The 18636-nt window shown below is 66.8% G+C and carries 18 protein-coding genes and 1 tRNA gene; 8 read left to right on the top strand and 11 right to left on the bottom strand.

Annotated elements, in window-relative coordinates; all coding sequences use genetic code 11:
* Positions 1-49: 49 nt before the first annotated feature.
* The 3 genes from ACM0PB_RS03925 to ACM0PB_RS03915 are packed head-to-tail and all read left to right on the top strand — an operon-like array spanning position 50 to position 2451.
* Positions 50-328 (top strand): hypothetical protein, encoded by a 279-nt coding sequence (locus ACM0PB_RS03925; RefSeq protein ID WP_414603673.1) that lies wholly within the window; start codon positions 50-52, stop codon positions 326-328.
* The gene (locus ACM0PB_RS03920; RefSeq protein ID WP_053497371.1) at positions 328-927 is read left to right on the top strand and encodes a DUF6436 domain-containing protein; all 600 of its coding nucleotides are present in this window, start codon (positions 328-330) and stop codon (positions 925-927) included. Before ACM0PB_RS03925 ends, ACM0PB_RS03920 begins: the two co-directional genes overlap by 1 nt.
* Before the next feature lie 9 nt (positions 928-936).
* Positions 937-2451, top strand: a complete 1515-nt coding sequence (locus tag ACM0PB_RS03915; RefSeq protein ID WP_262090160.1) for an aminotransferase-like domain-containing protein — start codon at positions 937-939, stop codon at positions 2449-2451.
* Between the two features lie 70 nt (positions 2452-2521).
* Here ACM0PB_RS03915 and ACM0PB_RS03910 read toward each other — a convergent pair whose 3' ends face one another.
* Together ACM0PB_RS03910 and ACM0PB_RS03905 are read right to left on the bottom strand one after the other, a co-directional pair.
* On the bottom strand, positions 2522-3823 hold the full coding sequence (locus ACM0PB_RS03910) for an aminotransferase class V-fold PLP-dependent enzyme (RefSeq protein WP_139727895.1): 1302 nt from the start codon (positions 3821-3823) through the stop codon (positions 2522-2524).
* Entirely contained in the window at positions 3823-6225 is a 2403-nt protein-coding gene (locus tag ACM0PB_RS03905) for a TonB-dependent receptor plug domain-containing protein (RefSeq protein ID WP_081280498.1), read from the bottom strand. The genes ACM0PB_RS03910 and ACM0PB_RS03905 overlap by 1 nt, the downstream gene beginning before the upstream one ends.
* A gap of 200 nt (positions 6226-6425) precedes the next feature.
* Between ACM0PB_RS03905 and ACM0PB_RS03900 the strand changes: the two genes are divergently transcribed.
* From ACM0PB_RS03900 to ACM0PB_RS03890, 3 genes are read left to right on the top strand one after another with little or no spacing between them, the layout of a single operon-like run.
* The gene (locus tag ACM0PB_RS03900) at positions 6426-7253 is read left to right on the top strand and encodes an AraC family transcriptional regulator (RefSeq protein ID WP_065186578.1); all 828 of its coding nucleotides are present in this window, start codon (positions 6426-6428) and stop codon (positions 7251-7253) included.
* A gap of 13 nt (positions 7254-7266) precedes the next feature.
* Positions 7267-8346 (top strand): alpha/beta hydrolase family protein, encoded by a 1080-nt coding sequence (locus ACM0PB_RS03895; protein WP_414604360.1) that lies wholly within the window; start codon positions 7267-7269, stop codon positions 8344-8346.
* A 54-nt stretch (positions 8347-8400) separates the two neighbouring features.
* Complete coding sequence (locus ACM0PB_RS03890) at positions 8401-9072, top strand: VOC family protein (RefSeq protein ID WP_414604359.1); 672 nt, start codon at positions 8401-8403, stop codon at positions 9070-9072.
* A gap of 1 nt (position 9073) precedes the next feature.
* On the opposite strand, the gene ACM0PB_RS03885 is transcribed toward ACM0PB_RS03890, so the two are convergent.
* The 4 genes from ACM0PB_RS03885 to ACM0PB_RS03870 form a co-directional block, all read right to left on the bottom strand.
* Entirely contained in the window at positions 9074-10486 is a 1413-nt protein-coding gene (locus tag ACM0PB_RS03885; RefSeq protein ID WP_414604383.1) for a TPM domain-containing protein, read from the bottom strand.
* Positions 10487-10625: 139 nt separating this feature from the next.
* Complete coding sequence (locus ACM0PB_RS03880) at positions 10626-12350, bottom strand: peptidoglycan-binding protein (RefSeq protein WP_414604358.1); 1725 nt, start codon at positions 12348-12350, stop codon at positions 10626-10628.
* 122 nt (positions 12351-12472) lie between these two features.
* On the bottom strand, positions 12473-13045 hold the full coding sequence (locus tag ACM0PB_RS03875) for a hypothetical protein (protein ID WP_227836791.1): 573 nt from the start codon (positions 13043-13045) through the stop codon (positions 12473-12475).
* 52 nt (positions 13046-13097) lie between these two features.
* Positions 13098-13622, bottom strand: a complete 525-nt coding sequence (locus tag ACM0PB_RS03870) for a hypothetical protein (protein ID WP_139727904.1) — start codon at positions 13620-13622, stop codon at positions 13098-13100.
* Positions 13623-13827: 205 nt separating this feature from the next.
* On the opposite strand from ACM0PB_RS03870, the gene ACM0PB_RS03865 reads away from it, so the two are divergent.
* Positions 13828-14454, top strand: coding sequence for a YiiX/YebB-like N1pC/P60 family cysteine hydrolase (locus tag ACM0PB_RS03865; protein WP_414604357.1), 627 nt, complete (start codon positions 13828-13830; stop codon positions 14452-14454).
* Positions 14455-14508: 54 nt separating this feature from the next.
* Here ACM0PB_RS03865 and ACM0PB_RS03860 read toward each other — a convergent pair whose 3' ends face one another.
* From ACM0PB_RS03860 to ubiA, 3 genes are all read right to left on the bottom strand, one after another.
* A complete protein-coding gene (locus ACM0PB_RS03860; RefSeq protein WP_005414774.1) occupies positions 14509-14673 on the bottom strand; it encodes a hypothetical protein in 165 nt (54 codons plus the stop codon).
* 272 nt (positions 14674-14945) lie between these two features.
* Complete coding sequence (locus ACM0PB_RS03855; RefSeq protein ID WP_414604356.1) at positions 14946-16370, bottom strand: short-chain fatty acid transporter; 1425 nt, start codon at positions 16368-16370, stop codon at positions 14946-14948.
* A 161-nt stretch (positions 16371-16531) separates the two neighbouring features.
* Entirely contained in the window at positions 16532-17425 is an 894-nt protein-coding gene (gene ubiA / locus ACM0PB_RS03850) for a 4-hydroxybenzoate octaprenyltransferase (protein ID WP_005411493.1), read from the bottom strand.
* Between the two features lie 149 nt (positions 17426-17574).
* On the opposite strand from ubiA, the gene ACM0PB_RS03845 reads away from it, so the two are divergent.
* Positions 17575-17651 (top strand) — tRNA-Arg (locus tag ACM0PB_RS03845).
* Between the two features lie 39 nt (positions 17652-17690).
* Here the strand turns inward: ACM0PB_RS03845 and ACM0PB_RS03840 are convergent.
* Both ACM0PB_RS03840 and ACM0PB_RS03835 read right to left on the bottom strand, forming a co-directional pair.
* Positions 17691-18140: a Rossmann-fold NAD(P)-binding domain-containing protein gene (locus tag ACM0PB_RS03840; protein ID WP_235649006.1), complete on the bottom strand. Its 450-nt coding sequence runs from the start codon at positions 18138-18140 to the stop codon at positions 17691-17693.
* Positions 18137-18571, bottom strand: coding sequence for a hypothetical protein (locus tag ACM0PB_RS03835; protein WP_139727911.1), 435 nt, complete (start codon positions 18569-18571; stop codon positions 18137-18139). Before ACM0PB_RS03835 ends, ACM0PB_RS03840 begins: the two co-directional genes overlap by 4 nt.
* Positions 18572-18636: the final 65 nt, after the last annotated feature.

Below are 18636 nucleotides of genomic sequence, written 5' to 3'. Positions count from 1 at the left end.
CGCATGGCCCCACATCCATACAAAATGATATTTTGTATGCAATGTATGGATGAAGGGACGTGCCTCGATGCGCGCGGAGAAACTGAAGTTCCACCTGGTGATGGCCGGCTGCGGTGGCTTTGTGGGGTTGATGCTGGCTGTGCTGGCCTGGGTCTGCCTGCAGCCGCAGACCGTGGATGTGCAGGCCGCCGAACGCCACGCCATCGAGCAATGCGTGCAGCGCAGCGAGGATCCGTCGCGTAGCGAGATCCAGCGCCGGGCGCAGGCCGATTCCTGCCGCGAGATGCGCAAGCAGTACGTACACAAGTTCGGCGGGGACGCGTCCTGATGGGCGCAGCCGCGCCGCGTCGCCGCTGGTTGCTGCCGACGATGATCGCCCTCGCCTGCCTGTTCATGGCCGGCGTGGCGGCGGCGCTGTGGCAGTACTTCGGCTACAGCGCGCAGTCCACGTTCACCGAACAGGCCATCGTCTTCGACGACTCGCAGCTGCGCCTGCCGGCCGATCTGGCCGGTAATACCGGCCGCATCCGCGTGGTGCATTTCTGGGACCCGGCCTGCGGCGTGTGCAACCGCGAGACTGGTGCGCACCTGAGCTACCTGATCAGCATGTACCGCCGCGCCGGCATCGACTTCTACGCGATCCGTCGCCCTGGCACGCAGGGCGAACTGCCCGAGCCGCTGCGCAACAAGGTGATCAACCTGCCGACCATCGATGGCATCGAGCACATTCCGGCCAGCCCTGCCGTGGCGATCTGGGACCGGCAGGGCCATCTGGCCTACGCCGGGCCGTACAGCATCGGCATGGTCTGCAACTCGGCCAACAGTTTCGTCGAACCGCTGCTGGACAGACTGGTGCGCGGCGAATCCGTGCGCCCGAAAGGACTGCTTGCCGTGGGCTGTTACTGCCCGTGGCAGGCCAAGCGCTGAGGACGCGCAATGACATCACTGGCTCTGGGTGGCGTGGCCGCCGCAAACAACAACGGCGGTCACCTGTCCGAACCGACCGATGGTTATGGACAGGCTCCCGCCGTTGGAAGCAACGATACGCCCCGACATGCTCCGTACATGCCGCGACCGGATGTCGCAGCGCGCGAATGGGTGCAGGACGTGCTCGCGCACAACGGGCCGATCTATCTGCGCATCGTCAATTCGCTGGAGCGCACGGTGCGTCGCGGTGGTCTTGCACCGGGGCAGCGCCTTCCCTCGCAGCGCGCGTTGGCGCAGCAGCTCGGCGTCGACCTGACCACGGTAACGCGGGCATTCGATGAAGCGCGCAAGCGCGGCCTGATCGAAGCGCGTGGGCCACAAGGCAGTTTCATCGCACCACCCAAGGCTGGCTTCGACCAGGTGGTGGACCTGAGCATGAACGTGCCACCGGTACCCGATGCCGACGCGCTGGCCGAGACCCTGCGCCGCGGCGCCGCCGCCGTGCTTGCGCGCAGCAATGCACCGAACCTGATGACCTACCACCTGGGCGGCGGTAACCCGACCGACCGCCATGCGGCAGCGCGCTGGCTGCAACCGATGCTGGGCACGGTGGACGATGCCTGCCTGCTACTGACCGAAGGCGCCCAGGTGGCGCTGGCCGCGATCCTGCTCAGCCAGGGCCGCGATGGCGACGCGATCCTGTGCGATGCGCTGGTCTATCCGGGCCTGCTGCAGGCCGCAGCGGCGCTTGGCCGGCGGCTGTTGCCGGTGGACTGCGACGAACACGGCATGTGCCCTGAAGCGCTGCTGCAGCAGGCACGCGGGAGTGGCGCGCGGCTGCTCTATCTCAACCCCACCTGCCAGAACCCGACCGCGCTAACGTTGCCGTTGCAGCGGCGCGAAGCGCTGGCGCGTGTGCTGGAGAGTGAAGGCCTACTGGCGATCGAGGATGATCCGTACTGGCACCTTGCCGAAGAGGCGCCGGTACCCCTGGCGATGCTGGCACCGCGCCATGTGTTCCATGTGGCGACGCTGTCGAAGGTGATCAGCCCGGGCCTGCGCACCGCCTTCGTGCGCTGCCCGAGTGCCGCGCATGCCGAGGCGATGACCGCCGCGCTGCGGGCGACGCGGCTGATGGGCCATCCATTGGTGTCGGCGCTGGCCAGCCAACTGTTGCTGGATGGTTCGGCACAATCGCTGCTGGCGCAGGTGCGTGCCGAGGCGCGCGAGCGCGTGCGCATGGCCCGCTGCCTGCTGGCGCCGTCGCTGCTGCTGCGCGCCGAAGGCCTGCACGCCTGGTGCAGGGTACCAGCGCCATGGACCGACGCCACGCTGGTGCGTACCGCGCAGCTGCAGGGGCTGGCCATCGCTCCTTCATCGGCGTTCTGTCCGCCCGGGGTGCAGCATCAGCACGGCGTGCGGCTGTCGTTGGGGCTGGCGGCGGACCGACGGCAGCTGGAGAGCGCGTTGCGGCGGATTGACCGGTTGTTGTTGTCGGACGCGCTGCCGGCGATCGAGCGGTAGCCCTGGTAGTGCCGGCCGCTGGCCGGCAACGGCGTGCACGGATCATGAGGTTGCCGGCCAGCGGCCGGCACTACCCCAATGCCACCAGCGCCTGTACCAGCACATCCATCTGCGCCGGTCGGGTGAACACCGACGGTGTCACCCGCACGCAGGCACCCGACTCCAGGCCATCGCGATGGGTGGTGAAGATCCGATGCTCATCCAGCAAGCGCTTCTGCAGTGCCTGATTCTGTTCTACCGAGGTGCGCCCGCGCAGGCGGAAGCTGGCCAATGCGCTGGCCAGCGCCGGATCAGGCGACGACAGCACTTCGATATGCGCCATCTGCCGCGCAGGCACGGTCCAGCGCTCGCGCAGGTAGCGCAGGCGCGCCTGCTTGTTGGCTGCGCCGATGCGCTGGTGCAGCGCGATCGCTTCCGGCAGCGCCAGGTAAGCGGCGAAGTTGACCGTACCGGTGTGCACACGGCTGCCCACGCGGCCATCGTCGGTCTCGCCCATGTACGGGTCCAGGTCCGCAACGCGGCCCTTGCGCACATACATCGCGCCGACGCCGACCGGCGCACCGATCCACTTATGCAGGTTGATGCCGACGAAATCAGACTTCAGCTGCGGCACCGCGTAGTCGATCTGGCCAAACCCGTGTGCTGCATCAACGATCACGTCGATGCCGCGTGCGCGCGCACGTTCAGCGATTTCGGCCACCGGCAGCACCAGCCCATGGCGATGGCTGACCTGGGTCAGCAGCACCAGTTTCAGGCGTGGCAGCCGCGCGAACGCGGCCTCGTAGGCCTGCAGGATCTGCGCATGGTCGGGCACGGCCGGCAGCGCGATGCGCTCGACCTGCACGCCGCGGCGCTGCTGCAGCCAGCGCATTGCGCCGATCATGCTGTCGTAGTCGATGTCGGCGTACAGCACCTGGTCGCCAGGCTGCAGGCGGTTGTAGCCGCCGATCAGCGCCAGCATCGCCTCGGTGGCACCGCGGGTGAGTGCGATCTCGTCGGCGCCCACGCCCAGCAGTTCGGCCACCTGCCGCTGCACCGCCATGTACTGCGCCGGGAACGCATGACGGCCATACCAGGCATTGCCTCGGTTCACTTCAGCGGTGTGGCGCTGGTAGCTGGCCAGCGTCTCGCGGCCCATCGCGCCCCAGTAGCCGTTCTCCAGATGGTTCACTTCGTCGGTGACATCGAAGTGGCTGGCCACGGCGGCCCAGTAGTTTTCATCGCGGGCCAGCACGTCCGGCGCCACGGTCGTTGCGGGAATCTGCATGGACGCAGCGTAACGCGTGGCAGCCATGGCCGGCAGTGAAGAAAGTGCGGCTGCGGCCGGCAGCAAGGCGCCGGCACGCAACAGGGAGCGGCGGGCCGGGTCCATCAGAAGCTCAGCCGGTACTGTGCGTACAGGTTGGCACCGTCGGTGTCGTATGGCGCGTTGCGCGAGTAGACCAGGCCGCGACTGGCCTGGAAGGTGGCTTCGTCCGGATAGCGGTCGAATACGTTGTCGGCACCGACGCGCAGGCTGTGATGTTCGTTGATGCGATAGCCAACGGCCAGGTCGAGGAAGCTCATCGCGCCGAAGCGCTGGTAGATATCGCCCACTGCATTGCCGCTGGAATCGGTCCAGGCGCCGTAGTAGCGCATGCGTGCCATCAGCGACCAGGCGCCGATGTCCCAGCTGCCGGTCAGGCTGCCCTTGTGCTCGGGCAGGCGATCCTCGAACAGCACGCGCTGGGTCTCGTTGGTGGCCACCGAGGTGCTGCCATTGTCCACGCGGGTGCGGTTGTAGTTGTAGGCCAGGGTCAGCGTCATGCGGCCGGCGCCGAGGTCGCGCAGGTAGTTGCCGACCACGTCCACCCCGGTGGTGGTGGTATCGAAGTCGTTGGTGAAATAGTTCACCGAGGTATAGCCCAGCGGATTGGGCGTACCGGCCGGAATGGCGAAACTGGCCGACTGGCTGAAGCGGTCGCTGAGCTTGATCTGGTAGACATCCACCGAGCCGGACAGGCCCAGGTCGGTGCGCCAGGTCAGGCCCAGCGACGCGGTACGCGATTGTTCCGGCTTCAGCGGCCTGGCGCCGAGCAGCTGCGCCAGCGGATCGTTCGGCGACAGGCGGCCACTTGTGAAGATCTGCAGCGTGCGCGTATCCAACCCCTGGGTGGTGCTGGTGGTGTTGAGCTGCGCCGGCGTCGGTGCACGGAAGCCGCTGGACACGGTGCCGCGCAGGGCCACGTCCGGGGTGATCGCGAAGCGCGCCGAGAGCTTGCCGTCCAGCGTGCTGCCGAAGCTGGAGAAGTCCTCGTAGCGGCCGGCCGCACCGATGCTCCAGCGCTCGCCCAGCGGCACTTCCATGTCCACGTAGGCGGCCCTGCTGCGCTGGCTCCACTGCCCGGCCTGGCTGGCCGAGAAGCCGGGCGCGCCATTGGAATTTGCCTCCAGGCCTGCAGCCGCGCCAGGACCCACGGCGTACGAGGCGGGGTCACCGGCACGCACCTGATAGGTCTCCTGGCGGAACTCGCCACCGAAGGCGACGTTGATCGGCTGGGACAGCGCGGCCACGTCCCATTCGTAGTTGAAGTCGGCGTTGGCGTTCTTTTCGGTCTGGGTCAGGCGGCCAAGATCGAACGCGGTCGGGCTGGCCGGGCCGAGCGAAGCGTTGATGGAGTTCTTCAGGCTGTAGTCGATGGCGTTGCGGCCATACGACGCGCTGACATCCCAGCGTAGCTTCGGCGTGATCTCGCCACGCAGGCCGCCGACCAGCTGCAGGTCGTTCTGCGTGTTGCCGTACTGCGGGCTGAAGCCCACCGGATAGATCGAACGCAGGTTCCAGCCCGGGAAGATCGCCGTGGTGCGGTAGGCGCCGGTGGTGGTGTCCGGGTTGCGCCAGTTGAAATCGCTGACACCATCGCTGTGGCTGTACAGGCCGAACGCATACAGCTCCAGCGTGTCGTTGGCATGGGCCTTCACGTTGAAGCCGACGCGGCGGCTTTCCAGTTCCGGCTGGCCCCAGCGCTGCACCGGATTGGGCACGTCCAGCTCCGGATGTGCAGCCTGGAAGGCGATCGCATCCGGGCGCTGGCGCGTGCGCGAGGTGGCGTCTGAGTTGGACGATTCGGCGAACAGCACCAGGCTGCCATAGTCGCCCAGCGACCAGCCGGTGCGCGCACTGAAATCGCGCGAGGCACCGTCGCCCTGCGCGTACTGCGAATAGCCGGCGGTGATCTCGGTGCCGGGCCCCTCTTCGAGGATGATGTTGATGACACCGGCGATGGCATCCGAGCCGTACTGCGCCGACGCGCCATCACGCAGCACCTCGATGCGCTTGATCGCGCTGGTGGGAATCTGTGCCAGATCAGCCGCCTGCGCACCGCGGTTGCCGAGCAGCGCGCTGCGATGGAAGCGGCGACCGTTGACCAGCACCAGGGTCTGGTCCGGCGACAGGCCACGCAGCGTGGCCGGACGCACGAACACCTGGCCGTCCGCCATCGGCAGGCGCTGCACCACGAACGACGGCACCAGCTGGGCCAGCACGTCCTTCAGGTCGGTGGATTCGACGGACGTGATGTCTTCCTTGCTGAACACGTCCACCGGCGCCAGCGTTTCGAACTGGGTGCGGTTGGACGCGCGGGTACCGGTGACCAGCATCGCGTCGAGCTGGGTGGGCGCGGCGCGGCTGCCGCCGGCGGCATCGACCGCATCGGCTTCCGCTGCGATCGCGCCTCCTGCGCTGGCCATGGAAAGGGCAAGGAGGATGGAACGCGAAAGCTTCGAACGATGCACGGCAGGGCTCCGGGAGGACGCGACAGGGCCAGCACCTGTGCGCACACAACAGGCCTGGACAAGGCGCGCAGTCTCGGCGCGATGTGTGAAGGAGGCATGACGTCAGTACGACAGCTTGAATCCGCACAGGCGCAAGAACTGCTAAACGCCGCGCCTGCCGATCCGCTACTGTGCCGGCATTGGATCCGGGGAACGGCAGGATGAGCGCGGCAGGCAAGGCGTTGTGGTACATCGAAACCCATGCGGACCAGCCCTTGGCGCTGGCCGACATTGCCGCTGCGGCCGGCCTGTCGCCGTTTCATCTGTCACGTCTGTTCCAGGCCCGCACCGGCACCCCGGTGGTGCGCTACCTGCGCGGGCGCCGCCTGACCGCTGCCGCGCAGCAGTTGGCCAACGGCGCCAACGACATCCTGCAGGTGGCGCTGGGTGCCGGCTATACCACCCATGCAGCCTTCACGCGTGCCTTCAGCGAACAGTTCGGACAGACGCCGGAGCGCGTACGCGAACAGGGCACCGATGGGCTGGCGCTGGTGCAGGCGATCCGCGTGGACGAGGCCCCGTCCGCCTGCATTGAAGCGCCCCGCCTGCTTGAGACGCCCGCGTTCCAGGTGGCCGGCATCGGCATGCGGCATACCCGCGACAGTGGTGGCGCGATTCCTGGCCAGTGGGCGCAGCTCAACCGCGAATGGCCGATGCCGGCGCCGATCAGCTTCGGCGTGTGCTGCAACAGTGATGACGATGGTGGCTTCGACTACATTGCGGCACTACCGGCAAGCACGGTGCCGAGCGTGCCTGCGCACTGGCGACGCGTGGACATTCCGGCGCGCCGCTACCTGGTGGCTTGGCACGGCGGACACATCTCGGCCATCCGCTCGACCTGGTTCTGGTTGCTGGATCATTATCTCCCTGCGTCCAACCTGAGCCTTGCCGATGCGCCGGACCTGGAGCGCTACGACGCCCGGTTCGACGAGCACAGCGGCAACGGCGGCGTGGAGATCTGGCTGCCCGTCGACGACCGTCACCACTGACAAGGAGTTGAAGATGCGCATGACCGCTGCTGTGCTGGGAGGAATGCTGCTGGCGTTCGCGAGCGTCGGCGCCGCCCGCGAAAGCGGCGTCGCCGGCGAGCGCCACGGCACGACGACGCTGGCCAGCGCCGCCGTGCGCGACGCAGAGCACCGTGACGCGCTGCGCTACACGGTCTGGTATCCGGCACCTGCAGGCAGCCGGGAAACCGCGCTGACCATCGGTCCACCCGACGCGCCGCTGTTCGACGTCGGCCGGTCGTCCAGGGATGCGCCGGTCGCCGGTGATCGCCTGCCGACCTTGCTGCTCTCCCATGGCAACGGCGGCAGCGCGCGCATGATGGGCTGGCTGGGCACCGCGTTGGCGCGGGCAGGCTATCTGGTGATCGCAGTCGATCATCCGGGCAACAACGGCGTTGACAGCATGACCCTGCCCGGCAGCGTACTGATCTGGCTGCGCGCCGATGACCTGCGTGCCGCACTGGCGGCTGTGCAGGCCGATCCGGTGCTGGGCCCGCATGTCGATCCTGAGCGCCTGGGGGTCGCCGGATTCTCGGCCGGCGGCTACACCGCACTGGTGGCGGCCGGTGCGCGACCGGACCTGCAGCGACTGCTGGCCTTCTGCACGGCGCATCCGGATGACGGCGTCTGCCGGCCCCAGCAGGAAGCGGCCACGCACACGATGGAGGCGCGTGTTGCCGCTGCGGCGTCGCCCGAGCTGTCGCCGTGGATGTCCCACGCCAACGACGCGCGCGCCATTCCCGGCGTGCGCGCGGTGTTCCTGCTGGCACCGGCAATCGTGCAGGCCTTTGCGCCCGAGCAGCTCTCCTCGCTGGAACAGCCCGTGTCGATCGTACTGGGCGAGGCTGACACGGTTGCGCCACCGCAGAGCAATGGCGAGGCTGCGCGTGCGGTGATTGCGGGCGCTGCACTGCAGGCGCTGCCCGGTGTCGGCCATTACGATTTCCTCGCCGCATGCACCCCGACCGGACAGCGGCGGCTGCAGGACCTGTGCAGGGCGTCGGTGCCGAAGGCACAGACCCACGCGCAGGCAGTGGACGCAGCAATACGATTCTTCAACCATTCACTGCGCTAGTGGCCGCCGGGCAGGCCCCAGCGTTACAGTGAGCGCGTCCATGGAGAATCGGTCATGCGCCTGCTTCACCTCACCCTGCCGGTGTCCGACGTCGCCACCGTCGCCGCGTATTTCCACGATGTGCTGCAGCAGCGCGTGGTCGGCAACCATGTGCACATCGGCTGGAGCACGATCGAACTGCAGGCGGCGGGTGATCACCCCGTCGGTGGCGTGCACCTGGCCTTCAACGTACCGGACAACCGCTTCAGCGAGGCGATGGCCTGGTTGCGCGAACGTACCCCGCTGCAACGTAATCCTGAGGGCCTGGATTACTTTGCGCTGGAGAGCAGCTGGCAGTCGCAGTCGGTGTACTTCACCGGTCCCGACGGCCTGATCCTCGAGTTGATCGGCCGGCGCCGTCTGCCAGTCAGCACGCGCGCAGGCGCTTTCCATGGCAGCGAGCTGACCTGCCTGAGCGAGGTTGGCCTGCCCAGCCACGATGTCGATGCGGTGCGCGAACAGTCCAGCCAGCGCTTCGGCCTGCAGCCGATCAGCCCGCCGTCGCCGCAGTTCGCGCCGATGGGCGACGACGAGGGCCTGCTGATCATCGTCGCCGCCGACCGTCGTTGGTTCCCCGAGCAGAAAGACCTGCCCAATGCGCAGGGCGTGCAGTTGCAGGTGGGTGATGTGAGCGGCAGCGGCGAGCTGCGCGATGCGGCGCTGGGCTGGCGGGTGTGGGCGGCCTGAGCTACCAGCTGCCCGAAGCGCCGCCACCGCCGCTGCGACCACCGCCACCGGACCAGCCGCCGGAACTGCTCGAGGACGAACTCGACGACGAGGTGCTGGACGAGGAACGGTAGCCTTGGGACGACCTTTGTCCGCTGCGTGCTTTTTCGCCGGGCAGCAGGGTGAACACCCAGATGAAGTACAGGAACAGCGTGCTTGCGCAGGACACGATCGTCGCCAACACGCGTGCGTTCTCGTCGCCGGCCCGGTCGATGGCCAGCAGCGCGCCCAGCGCATAGCCGCCGGTCAACAGCACCAGCACCACCAGGCGCACGGCGAAGCTGTTGCGGTTCTTCCGCCAGCGCGCGCGGCCGGCCTGCACCAGGAAGAACACCAGCATGGCAGCAATGGCGACCGCCAGGTTCAGCAACGTGTGCAGGGCAAGGCTGGGCGGCAACTGACCACGAACCAGCATCACCATGAAGAAACCGATACTGACGGCCAACATGCCGGACAGCACGATGCGCACACCACGGCTGCGACGCCAGCACCACCCCAGCAGCGCCGCCACCGGTACGGCCGGTAACAGCACGAAGAACAGCGCAGGCAGCACATGCCGCGGCAGCAGCAGCGTCGCCGAAACCAACCCAGCGGCCATCACTGCCGTTACCAGCAACGGTCTGCCCCAAGCAGGCAATGTCGGCCAATTCGGCCTGGGCATTGCCGCATTGGCTGCCAGTGCCTTGCGCCGCCGCTCACGGCGCTTACCGCTGAACTCGGCCTCGGTCCTGGTGGCCAGCAGGCGTGGCGGTGATCGCCACAGACCGGCCAGGAACCCCACCAGCAACGTCAGGGCGACGACCGAATCCCCTGTACGCCAATCCGCTGGCAACAGGTTGCGTGCGGATGAATCCTGCTCGGGCGGCAGCGGCTCGCCATCGATCAGCGCCACCAGCACCTTGCTGCCGTCCAGCATGCCCTGGTCCAGGTCTCCTTCGCGCAGGCGCGGCACGATCGCCTTGTCGATGATGCGCGCGGCATAGGCATCGGGAATGGTGCCTTCCAGGCCATAGCCGGTCTGGATGCGTACGCGCCTGTCCTGCACCGCCACCAGCAGCAACACCCCGTCATCGACACCGGCGCGGCCCAGCTGCCACTGGTCGAAGACACGCTGTGCATAGGCTTCGATGCCGTCATCGCCAACACTGGGCACCACCAGCACCTGCAGTTGCGCGCCTTTGCGTGCCTGCAGCTGCAATGCCTGCTCGCGCAGCGTGGCGCGGGTGCTGGCGGACAGTGCGTTGGCGGTGTCCACCACCGGGTCGTCCAGTGCCGGAATCGGGGCCGCCGCCAGCACTGGCAGCGGCAGCAGGCAGAGCAGCAGTGCCAGCCCTACCCACTGCCATGCGTTGCGCCACGGCAGCACCCGGCTCATGTGGACGCCGTGCCTTGCAATGGCGGTGCTGTGCATCATGCGAAACGGCATCCGTGTATGTCCTTGCCCCATGAACGGAAAAGCCGGCCGGATTACCCCGGCCGGCCTCCTTTACCACACACTTCTTCACACGCAGCGGTCAACGGCCCATGGCCACCCGCTGCTGCTCGTCCTGCACGTGTTGCTGCGAAGGCTCATGCTTGGCCAGCATTGCAGCGCTGGTCTCCTGCAGGCTCGGTGCCGCCTGGGTCATGTCCACCGCAGTACGGAAGCCGGGAACGGTGCCCACGACGAAGGCCTTGCCATCCTGCACGGTGACGCCCTGCAGCTTTTCCGGCGAATCGATGCCGGCGGCCTTGGCCTGGGCGGTCACATGCGCGCTCATCTCGTTGGAGATCATGCCCGGCATGTGGCCACGGATCGCATTGTGCAGCGGCGTATCCGGATGCGCCTTGTCGCCCAGCTGCGGCCCCTTCGGCGCCGCCTCGGCATGGCTGCGGCCTTCGGCCAGCTTGCCCAGCGTCGCCGGACCCGCCACGCCGTCGGCGGAGAGCCCGTGCTGCTTCTGGTAGGCGATCAGTGCGTCCTTGGTATTGGCACCGAACTTGCCGTCCTCGCTCAGCGGATTGCCTTGGCCGTCGCGCACGCCCAGGCGGTTGAGTTCCTTCTGCAGCGCAGTCACTTCCTCGCCCTTGGCCCCCTGGCGCAGCACACCGTTGTGGTCGGCATCATGCGAATGGCCACCCTTGCCGGTTTCCTTCAGCTTGCCGTGGTCCCAGAAGTCCTGCGGGCTGAGCAGCTTGCCGTGCGGATCCTTCAACTGGTAATGCACGTGCTGGGCATACTGACCCGCACCGCCCGGGCCACGCCCGCCCATGGTGCCGATCGGCTCGCCCGCCTTGATCGGCTGGCCTTCCTTCACCTGGGTCGACTGCAGGTGCAGGATCTCGTGCGAGTTGCCCTGTGCATCCCTGATCTTCACCGTACCGTAGTCGCCACCGACGAACGTCACCGTTCCGGAGATCGGCGCGTTGACGGTCGGGTGCTGCAGATTACGGCCGTGCTGGCCGCCGACATAGTTGAAGTCGGTGCCACCGTGCGGCTTGTGCGCGCGGTGTTCGCCGAACTCACCGGTAATGTGCGGCTTGACCCCGTTCTGCGGGGGCAGCATCACCTGCATCGTCTGCTCGAAGTTGCGGGTCTGGCCTTCGGCATGCGCCGCTGCCGGCTTGGCCTGCGCGTGCGTGGCCGCAGCTACGGTGGGGGCCGCGTGGCTGCCCTGGGACTGGCCCTGGGTCAGTCCCAGGCGCTGCTCCACGAACCGCTCGTACTTGTCCACGTACGGCATCACCTTCTTTTCAGACAGGGTGAGGCCGCCGTAATCGCGGGTCGGGCCGTCGTGGTGGTACTTGTAGATGTACTCCTCACCCTGGCCGCGCTTGTGCGCCAGCGTGCGGTTATCGATGTAATGGTCAACCAGTGCATCGGACTGTGCGCCGACGTCGAAGCGGTTGCGGTTGTTGAGGTGGTAGTGGTTGCCGGTCTTGTCGATGAACTGGCCCAGGCCCGAGGCCGAGGTGGTGCCAGCGGCGGCATCGGGGTTGAAGCCCGATTCAACGCGGGCGATGGCCAGTACGTGCGCCGTTTCGCGCGGGGTCAGGCCCTTCTCGCGCGCCGACTCGATGATCGTGTCGATCACCCGTGACTGTACTTCCGGGGTCGCATCGCCCCACCGGCGGGAGTTGCCATGCAGGCGGCCGTCGCTCTGGTCGATCGGCTCGCGGTAGTGGCTCCACGGTTTGATGCGGTCACTGCTGTAGGCCGCCCCGCGGGGCTGGACCATGTCCTGGTAGATGTCTGCCATGTGTGTGCTATCCATTCTATGAAAAGGGGGATTTCCTTAAGGGGTACTGCTCCTGGTACTTCTGGTACTGCGGTACTGCAGTGCTGCGTTCACAGCGCGCGTGCGACGTCCTGCCGCTGCGCTCAGTCTTCGATGTAGTTCACCTCCGGGTGCTTGATGCCGAGCGAGTCGATCAACTTCTCGTACTCGTCGTTGTTGGGCTCCTGCTCCTCGCCTTCCGCGCCGCGCAGCGGCGGTGTGCTGTGGGTCAACTGGCGGCCACTGGCGTCGTACAGGTAGTACCACTCGCAGAAGCTGCAGCCGAACGGCAGTTCACCGTACTGCACGACGAAGTACGGCGTACCGCTGCGGTCCTGCACGCAGGCCAGGCCAACGGCGGTATAGCCGTCCATCTCCTTGGGCGCAGCAATGGCCTGGCGTGCGCCGTCCTTTTCAATTTCCAGCGTGGTCAGCCGGGAAGCGTCCGTGTCTTGGGTGGGCTGGGCCGCCAGGTGCAGGCGGGTGCCTTGGCAATCGATATGCATGCCGGTCTCGTCGCGCGTAAGAGAGGTGGAATGGTCCGCAACGGCAGCCGCAGGTGCGGCCGGCGTCGCTGCCGGGTCAGTGGAAGCAGGGGCCGCCGGTGCAGCCGCCTCAGGGCCGCTGCAGGCAGCAAGCATCAGGGCCAGTACGGGGGCAACGGGAGACAGACGCATGCGGGGCTCCTTGGGTGAATCACACGACCGCTCGCAGGCGGTCGCTCAGGGGTCAGATCGATTCGTCCTCACGCTTGACCAGTTGCCAGCACGGCTTCTGGGCAAAGGTGTAGATCTGCTGGTCACTGGTATCGGGAGTGCGCATCTGCACCTGTACCTGGCCATCGGGCAGGCGGGTGACCTGCATCTCGCGGCCCTGGCGCTGCAGCGTGGCCGGGTCCGGCATCACCGGCCATTCGACCTTGGCAAGCGGCACCTTCTCCTCCACCTTGCGTGGCTCCGGCTCGGCTTCGCTGTCGATGTGGCTGTCCAGCAGCGGATCGGCAGTGGACGTTTCCTGCAGCGCGATCTCGTTGCCGAAATGCTTGAGGAAGTCGTCGAAGACCGGATGGGGGCAGCTGGCAGAAGCCTCTGCCGGGGCCGCGGCAACCGGCGTGGCCGGCGTCGTGGCAGTGGCCGTGCTGGTCGGAGCCGGTGCGGCGGCGTCAGCGGGGGCTGCCTGGGGCGCAGGCTTGCAGCCGGACAGCGCAAGCCCCAGGGCAAGCGCAAGCAGGGCAACGGGGCGGAGCTGGTTCACGGGATCCTCCTGATTCCGGGCGGTCGCGCGCGGTTCCGGCGCGGTAGGGAGGCAAGGATAGCCATGCCTCGGTCAATTCAGTTTCAACATCCGCTGTCAGGAATATCCCGACATGCCGAATTGTGACTAATATCACACTAATTCTGAAATCAACGTCATCGCAGCAGCCGTTAGACTACGCCGCACACGCTTCGACCCTGGCCCCATGCGCGCATTCCTGCTTGCCCTCTCCCTGCTGCTGCCAACGCTGTGGCCTGGTGGTGCGGCCGCGCTGGAGGTCCGGGAAGGCGATCTGCTGTTCGTCACCGCCGGCAATGCCGGCCTGAGCGCGGCCATCGACGATGCCACCGGCAAGCAGGGCGCACCCAGCTTCGATCACGTGGCCCTGGTCGCTGCGGCGCCAGACGGCTGGGAGGTACTGCATGCGGATGAGAAAGGCTCGCGCCGGCAGACGCTGGATCAGTTCCGCGAGGACGCCCGAGGCAAGCAGCGGCAGGTCGTGGTCTATCGGCTGCGCGCATCGCAGCAGGCTGCCATCAAGGATGCGATCGCGACCGCACGCATGATGCTGGGCAAGCCCTACAACACGTCGTATGTGTTGAATGAGGACAGCTACTACTGTTCGGATTTCATCGAACGTGCGTTCCGTGCGCACCATGTGTTCGCACTGCAGCCGATGAACTTCCGCAACCCGAAGACCGGGCAGATCGCACAGCACTGGGTCGATCTCTACCGCGCCATGGGCATGGAGGTGCCGCAGGATCAGCCAGGCACCAACCCGAACGACATGTCAGCAGCGCCGGTGCTGCAACGCATTGGCGTGCTGGAATAAGCGAAGCCCCGCACGGGGCGGGGCTTCGCGCATCACAGGAAGTGGGTACCGAAGTCACTCCTCCTCGTCCTGCCCACCCTGTTGCTGGTTGCGCTGGTTGCGCTGCTGCTGTTCCTGCTGCTGTTGCTGCTGCTGGTCGCGGCCACGCCCCTGCTGCTGATCCTGCTGGTTCTGCTGGCCCTGCTGCTTCTGGTTCGGGTTCTGGTTCTGCTGTGCCATGTCCGATCTCCAAAGCCACACGCGGAATGCGGTGGACGGGGCCATCGTCTGCAGCGAAGAGTTAATCGCGCGTTGGTGGGCGGCTACATTGGTGTGTACGCGCGTGAATGAACGGGCAAAGCCCCTTGCGGCACAAGCCGATGAAGGATTCATATGGGTTCGGCATGTGCTCATGCCGTCAGCGCGACTGCGCGCATTCATGGCGTGCTCTGCTGGAAACACGCGCTGAACGGAGCTGGCGTCCTGCTCGCGCACGGACGCCAGCCCTGCACTCACGACATCACCGGCGGCACATACGCCAGGGTCATGCCCAGCAGCCACAACAGGCCCAGCACCAGCGGGATGTGCACCAGCAACTGGATGAAGGTGAAGCCCACGATGTCGCGTGCCTTCAGCCCCAGCACGCCCAGCAATGGCAGCATCCAGAACGGGTTGATCAGGTTCGGCAGCGCTTCGGCCGCGTTGTAGACCTGCACTGCCCAGCCCAGGTGCGCCTTCAGCTCGTTGGCGGCCTGCATCACGTACGGCGCCTCGATGATCCACTTGCCGCCACCGGACGGCACGAAGAAGCCCAGCACCGCCGAGTAGATGCCCATCACCAGCGCGAAGCTATCGGTGCTGGCCACGTGCACGAACAGGCTCGACAGCCGGTGCGCCAGGGTCTGCCCGTCACCACCGGCGGCGTGGGTGAGGATCATCGCGATACCGCCGTACAGCGGGAACTGGATCAGCACGCCGGTGGTGCTCGGCACCGCCTTGGCCACAGCGTTGAGGAAGCTGCGCGGGCGCCAGTGCAGCAGCAGGCCCAGCGAAATGAAAAGGAAGTTGTAGGTGTTGAGGTTGGCGATGGCAGTCACCACCGGCTTGTTGGCGAACTCGTTGAACAGCCAGCCGAACGCCAGCAGCGAGAGCAGCACGGTCAGCAGCGGGCTGTATTCCAGCCATTCGCCCGGGCGCGTGCGTCGCTGCAGCGGTTCCGGCTCGGCCTGCGCAGCGCCGGGAAATTCCTCGGCGGTACGCGCACTGCCGGCTGCAGGCGCGGTCAGCCAGGCGATCAGCAGCGAGACAAGGATCAGCACTGCGGTCAGGGCGATCGACTGCCACAGAAAGATGGTTTCGGTGAACGGCAATACGCCGGTGATCTCCACCAGCCCCGGCGGCATGCTGGCCGGGTTGGCCTGCAACTGTGCGGCCGACGAGCTCAGCCCCATCGCCCACACTGCGCCCAGGCCGAGATAGGCCGACGCACCGGCGGCGCGGTAGTCCATGCGCAGTTCGGTGCGACGGGCCAGCGCGCGGACCAGCAGGCCACCGAACACCAGCGAGAAGCCCCAGCTGAGCAGCGAGGCGAGCATGCTGACCAGGCCCACGTACACCACCGCACCGCGACCGGTGCGCGGCACCCGGGCCAGGAAGTCGATGAAGCGTGCGACCACCGGCGCGGTCGCCACGGCGTAGCCGCCGATGACCACAAAGGCCATCTGCATGGTGAAGGGGATCAGGCTCCAGAAGCCGTCACCAAAGGCGCTGGCGGTGGCCTGAGGGGTCGAACCGAAGCCCATCGCGGCCAGCGCGACAATGACCACGCCCAGCACCGCGAACACATACGCATCGGGGAACCACTTTTCCGCCCAGGCGGCCGAGCGCAGCGCTGCGCGCGCCATCCAGCCGTCCTGTACTGCTGCCGTCGAGGCCATCGCCTACCCTCCCAGGTTCGATGGACCGATTCTGGGCGGTGGGGTGTGGGCTGTCTGCCACCTATTGGTCGTAGGTGGCGGTAGTGCCGGCCGCTGGCCGGCAAACTCGGGATCGCGCACGGGTGCAGCCGGCCAGCGGCCGGCTCTACCAACCCCTGGGGTCAGCGCAGCGCCAGGTCCACGGCGATACCGGCAAACAGCGCGGCGCCGACCCAGTTGTTGTGCAGGAACGCCTTGAAACACGGGCCGCGCTCGCGGTTGCGGCAGATCCAGAATTCGTACACCACCAGCGCGGTGGCCACGGCCACGCCGGCCAGGTAGTAGCCACCCAGCCCGCCGCGCACGCCAACCAGCGCCATGGTGGCCAGGAACAGCGCGTACAGCACGCCCTGGATGACCAGATCGAGATCACCGAACAGGATCGCGGTGGAGTGCGAGCCCATCTTCAGGTCGTCCTCGCGGTCGACCATGGCATACCAGGTGTCGTAGGCGGTCGACCACAGGATGTTGCCGGCATACAGCAGCCAGCCCAGCATCGGCACCTCGCCCTGCACGGCGGCGAACGCCATCGGGATGCCCCAGCCGAACGACATGCCCAGGTAGACCTGCGGCAGATGGGTGTAGCGCTTCAGGTACGGATAGCTGGCGGCCAGGAACACGCCGATGAAGCTCAGGCCGATGGTCAGCCCGTTCAGGGTCAGCACCAGGCCGAAGGCCACCAGCATCAGTACGGCGAACAGCGCCAGCGCGGCGCGACCGCTGATCGCGCCGGTGGCCAGCGGCCGCGCCTTGGTGCGCTCCACATGCGGGTCGAGCCAGCGGTCAGCGTAGTCGTTGATGACGCAACCGGCCGAGCGGGTCAGCCACACGCCGGCGGTGAACACGAACAGCGTCCACAGCGGCGGCAGGCCGCCGGCAGCCAGCCATAACGCCCACCACGTGGGCCACAGCAGCAGCAACGTGCCGATCGGGCGATCAGCGCGCATCAGACTCCAGTAATGCCGCCAACGCGGCGTCGCCGGCGACTGCGGCGAAGTGAGGGGGGTATCAGCCATGGCGATAGGATACTCCTGCCCCTCTGGCAGGGCTTTGCCGGTGGGGGGAGATTTGTTCGACGAAACTGGATAGAATGCCGGTCCCGCACCGCCTCATGGCGCTGCGATGCCCGCCCCGGCACTGGCCGACGGCGCGGCGGTTCTACAACGCGCCCGTAGCTCAGCCGGATAGAGTAGTGGCTTCCGAAGCCATTGGTCGGGGGTTCGAATCCCTCCGGGCGCGCCATTTTTCCTTCGTTGCCTGGCCGGCGCGCCGCCAGAAAGGTCAGGGAATGAACGTTGCCGAGCGATGCTCGCAACCGGCAGCGTCCTGTACCACGATGGAGTAATTCGCGCCCGCGCTGGATGCGCCGGGCAGGAACAGGCCATCACCATCGAACAGAACGGTCTGCTGTTCATCCTGCCCGATCGACAGCCCGATCGCTCCCGGTGTGATTTCCTCAAGGATCACGTTGTAAGGCCGCCAGGCATCCTCGCCTGTGCGCCTCATCTCTGCGCGAGCGGTCCTTGGGTTCAACCTGCGTCTCTCATCCACCCACAGCTGAAGCGGCTGATCAGCATTGTGGGTGACCTGGAAGCGCCCGTAGGTCAGCCCGTCGACGCTCTCGGTGCCGATGTAAGTGAATTGGGCCGGCTGACACTCTGTGGTGCGGTTCGGATGCGCTGCACAGGATGTCAGTGCAACCACGAGGCAGAAGGCGTTCAGGTGCTTCATGGCTTCGAGGCCTGACGTGGGTGGTTGTCGCGGCGGTGTTCGGCAGTGAGGGCAACCAGCACTGCGCCCCAGAGCGGCGTGAGCAGCACGACGCTCATCACCGTCAGCGAAACCGGTACCTGCCAGAGCAGCGATGGGCTTAATCCGCTGAATCTATAGGCTTCCAGTACAAGCACCACGACCTGGGCCAGAAGGCCCGCGAGCAGCCCCAAGCCAGCCCCCTTGGCAAGCCGCCTGATTGTAAGGCGGCCCGCGGCGGGAACCCGTGCGCAGATTCCCAGCAACAAAAGGCTGACGGCATACAGCCAGAAGAAAACCTGATGTGAGTCGAAGGCGTAAAGCGCCCTGCCCACAAAGTGCAGGAACAGCCAGAGTGCTCCACACGACACCGCGTAGGCCAGCCCGTACCGAAGAATCTGCCTGGCTTTCATCTTGTACCTCTCCGAGGGCGTGCAGCCCGATCGCGTTCTTTTGTGGAGGAGTGCGGGAGCTCATG

Origin of the sequence: Stenotrophomonas sp. AR029, assembly GCF_047520695.2 — a bacterium.
In the GTDB taxonomy this organism is placed as follows: Bacteria; Pseudomonadota; Gammaproteobacteria; order Xanthomonadales; family Xanthomonadaceae; genus Stenotrophomonas; species Stenotrophomonas sepilia.
The sequence above is the reverse complement of the archived record's forward strand: the minus strand, read 5'-3'. Positions and strand labels throughout refer to the sequence as shown.

What these genes read in the sequence shown, in the direction of transcription:
- ACM0PB_RS03890 (WP_414604359.1), top strand. Translation starts at nt 8,401, where the DNA reads ATGCGCCTGCTTCACCTCACCCTGCCGGTGTCCGACGTCGCCACCGTC.
- ACM0PB_RS03835 (WP_139727911.1), bottom strand. Translation starts at nt 18,571, where the DNA reads ATGAAAGCCAGGCAGATTCTTCGGTACGGGCTGGCCTACGCGGTGTCG.
- ACM0PB_RS03895 (WP_414604360.1), top strand. Translation starts at nt 7,267, where the DNA reads ATGCGCATGACCGCTGCTGTGCTGGGAGGAATGCTGCTGGCGTTCGCG.
- ACM0PB_RS03865 (WP_414604357.1), top strand. Translation starts at nt 13,828, where the DNA reads ATGCGCGCATTCCTGCTTGCCCTCTCCCTGCTGCTGCCAACGCTGTGG.
- ACM0PB_RS03920 (WP_053497371.1), top strand. Translation starts at nt 328, where the DNA reads ATGGGCGCAGCCGCGCCGCGTCGCCGCTGGTTGCTGCCGACGATGATC.
- ACM0PB_RS03885 (WP_414604383.1), bottom strand. Translation starts at nt 10,486, where the DNA reads ATGAGCCGGGTGCTGCCGTGGCGCAACGCATGGCAGTGGGTAGGGCTG.
- ubiA (WP_005411493.1), bottom strand. Translation starts at nt 17,425, where the DNA reads ATGGCTGATACCCCCCTCACTTCGCCGCAGTCGCCGGCGACGCCGCGT.
- ACM0PB_RS03900 (WP_065186578.1), top strand. Translation starts at nt 6,426, where the DNA reads ATGAGCGCGGCAGGCAAGGCGTTGTGGTACATCGAAACCCATGCGGAC.
- ACM0PB_RS03855 (WP_414604356.1), bottom strand. Translation starts at nt 16,370, where the DNA reads ATGGCCTCGACGGCAGCAGTACAGGACGGCTGGATGGCGCGCGCAGCG.
- ACM0PB_RS03840 (WP_235649006.1), bottom strand. Translation starts at nt 18,140, where the DNA reads ATGAAGCACCTGAACGCCTTCTGCCTCGTGGTTGCACTGACATCCTGT.
- ACM0PB_RS03860 (WP_005414774.1), bottom strand. Translation starts at nt 14,673, where the DNA reads ATGGCACAGCAGAACCAGAACCCGAACCAGAAGCAGCAGGGCCAGCAG.
- ACM0PB_RS03880 (WP_414604358.1), bottom strand. Translation starts at nt 12,350, where the DNA reads ATGGCAGACATCTACCAGGACATGGTCCAGCCCCGCGGGGCGGCCTAC.
- ACM0PB_RS03910 (WP_139727895.1), bottom strand. Translation starts at nt 3,823, where the DNA reads ATGGACCCGGCCCGCCGCTCCCTGTTGCGTGCCGGCGCCTTGCTGCCG.
- ACM0PB_RS03875 (WP_227836791.1), bottom strand. Translation starts at nt 13,045, where the DNA reads ATGCGTCTGTCTCCCGTTGCCCCCGTACTGGCCCTGATGCTTGCTGCC.
- ACM0PB_RS03925 (WP_414603673.1), top strand. Translation starts at nt 50, where the DNA reads ATGAAGGGACGTGCCTCGATGCGCGCGGAGAAACTGAAGTTCCACCTG.
- ACM0PB_RS03915 (WP_262090160.1), top strand. Translation starts at nt 937, where the DNA reads ATGACATCACTGGCTCTGGGTGGCGTGGCCGCCGCAAACAACAACGGC.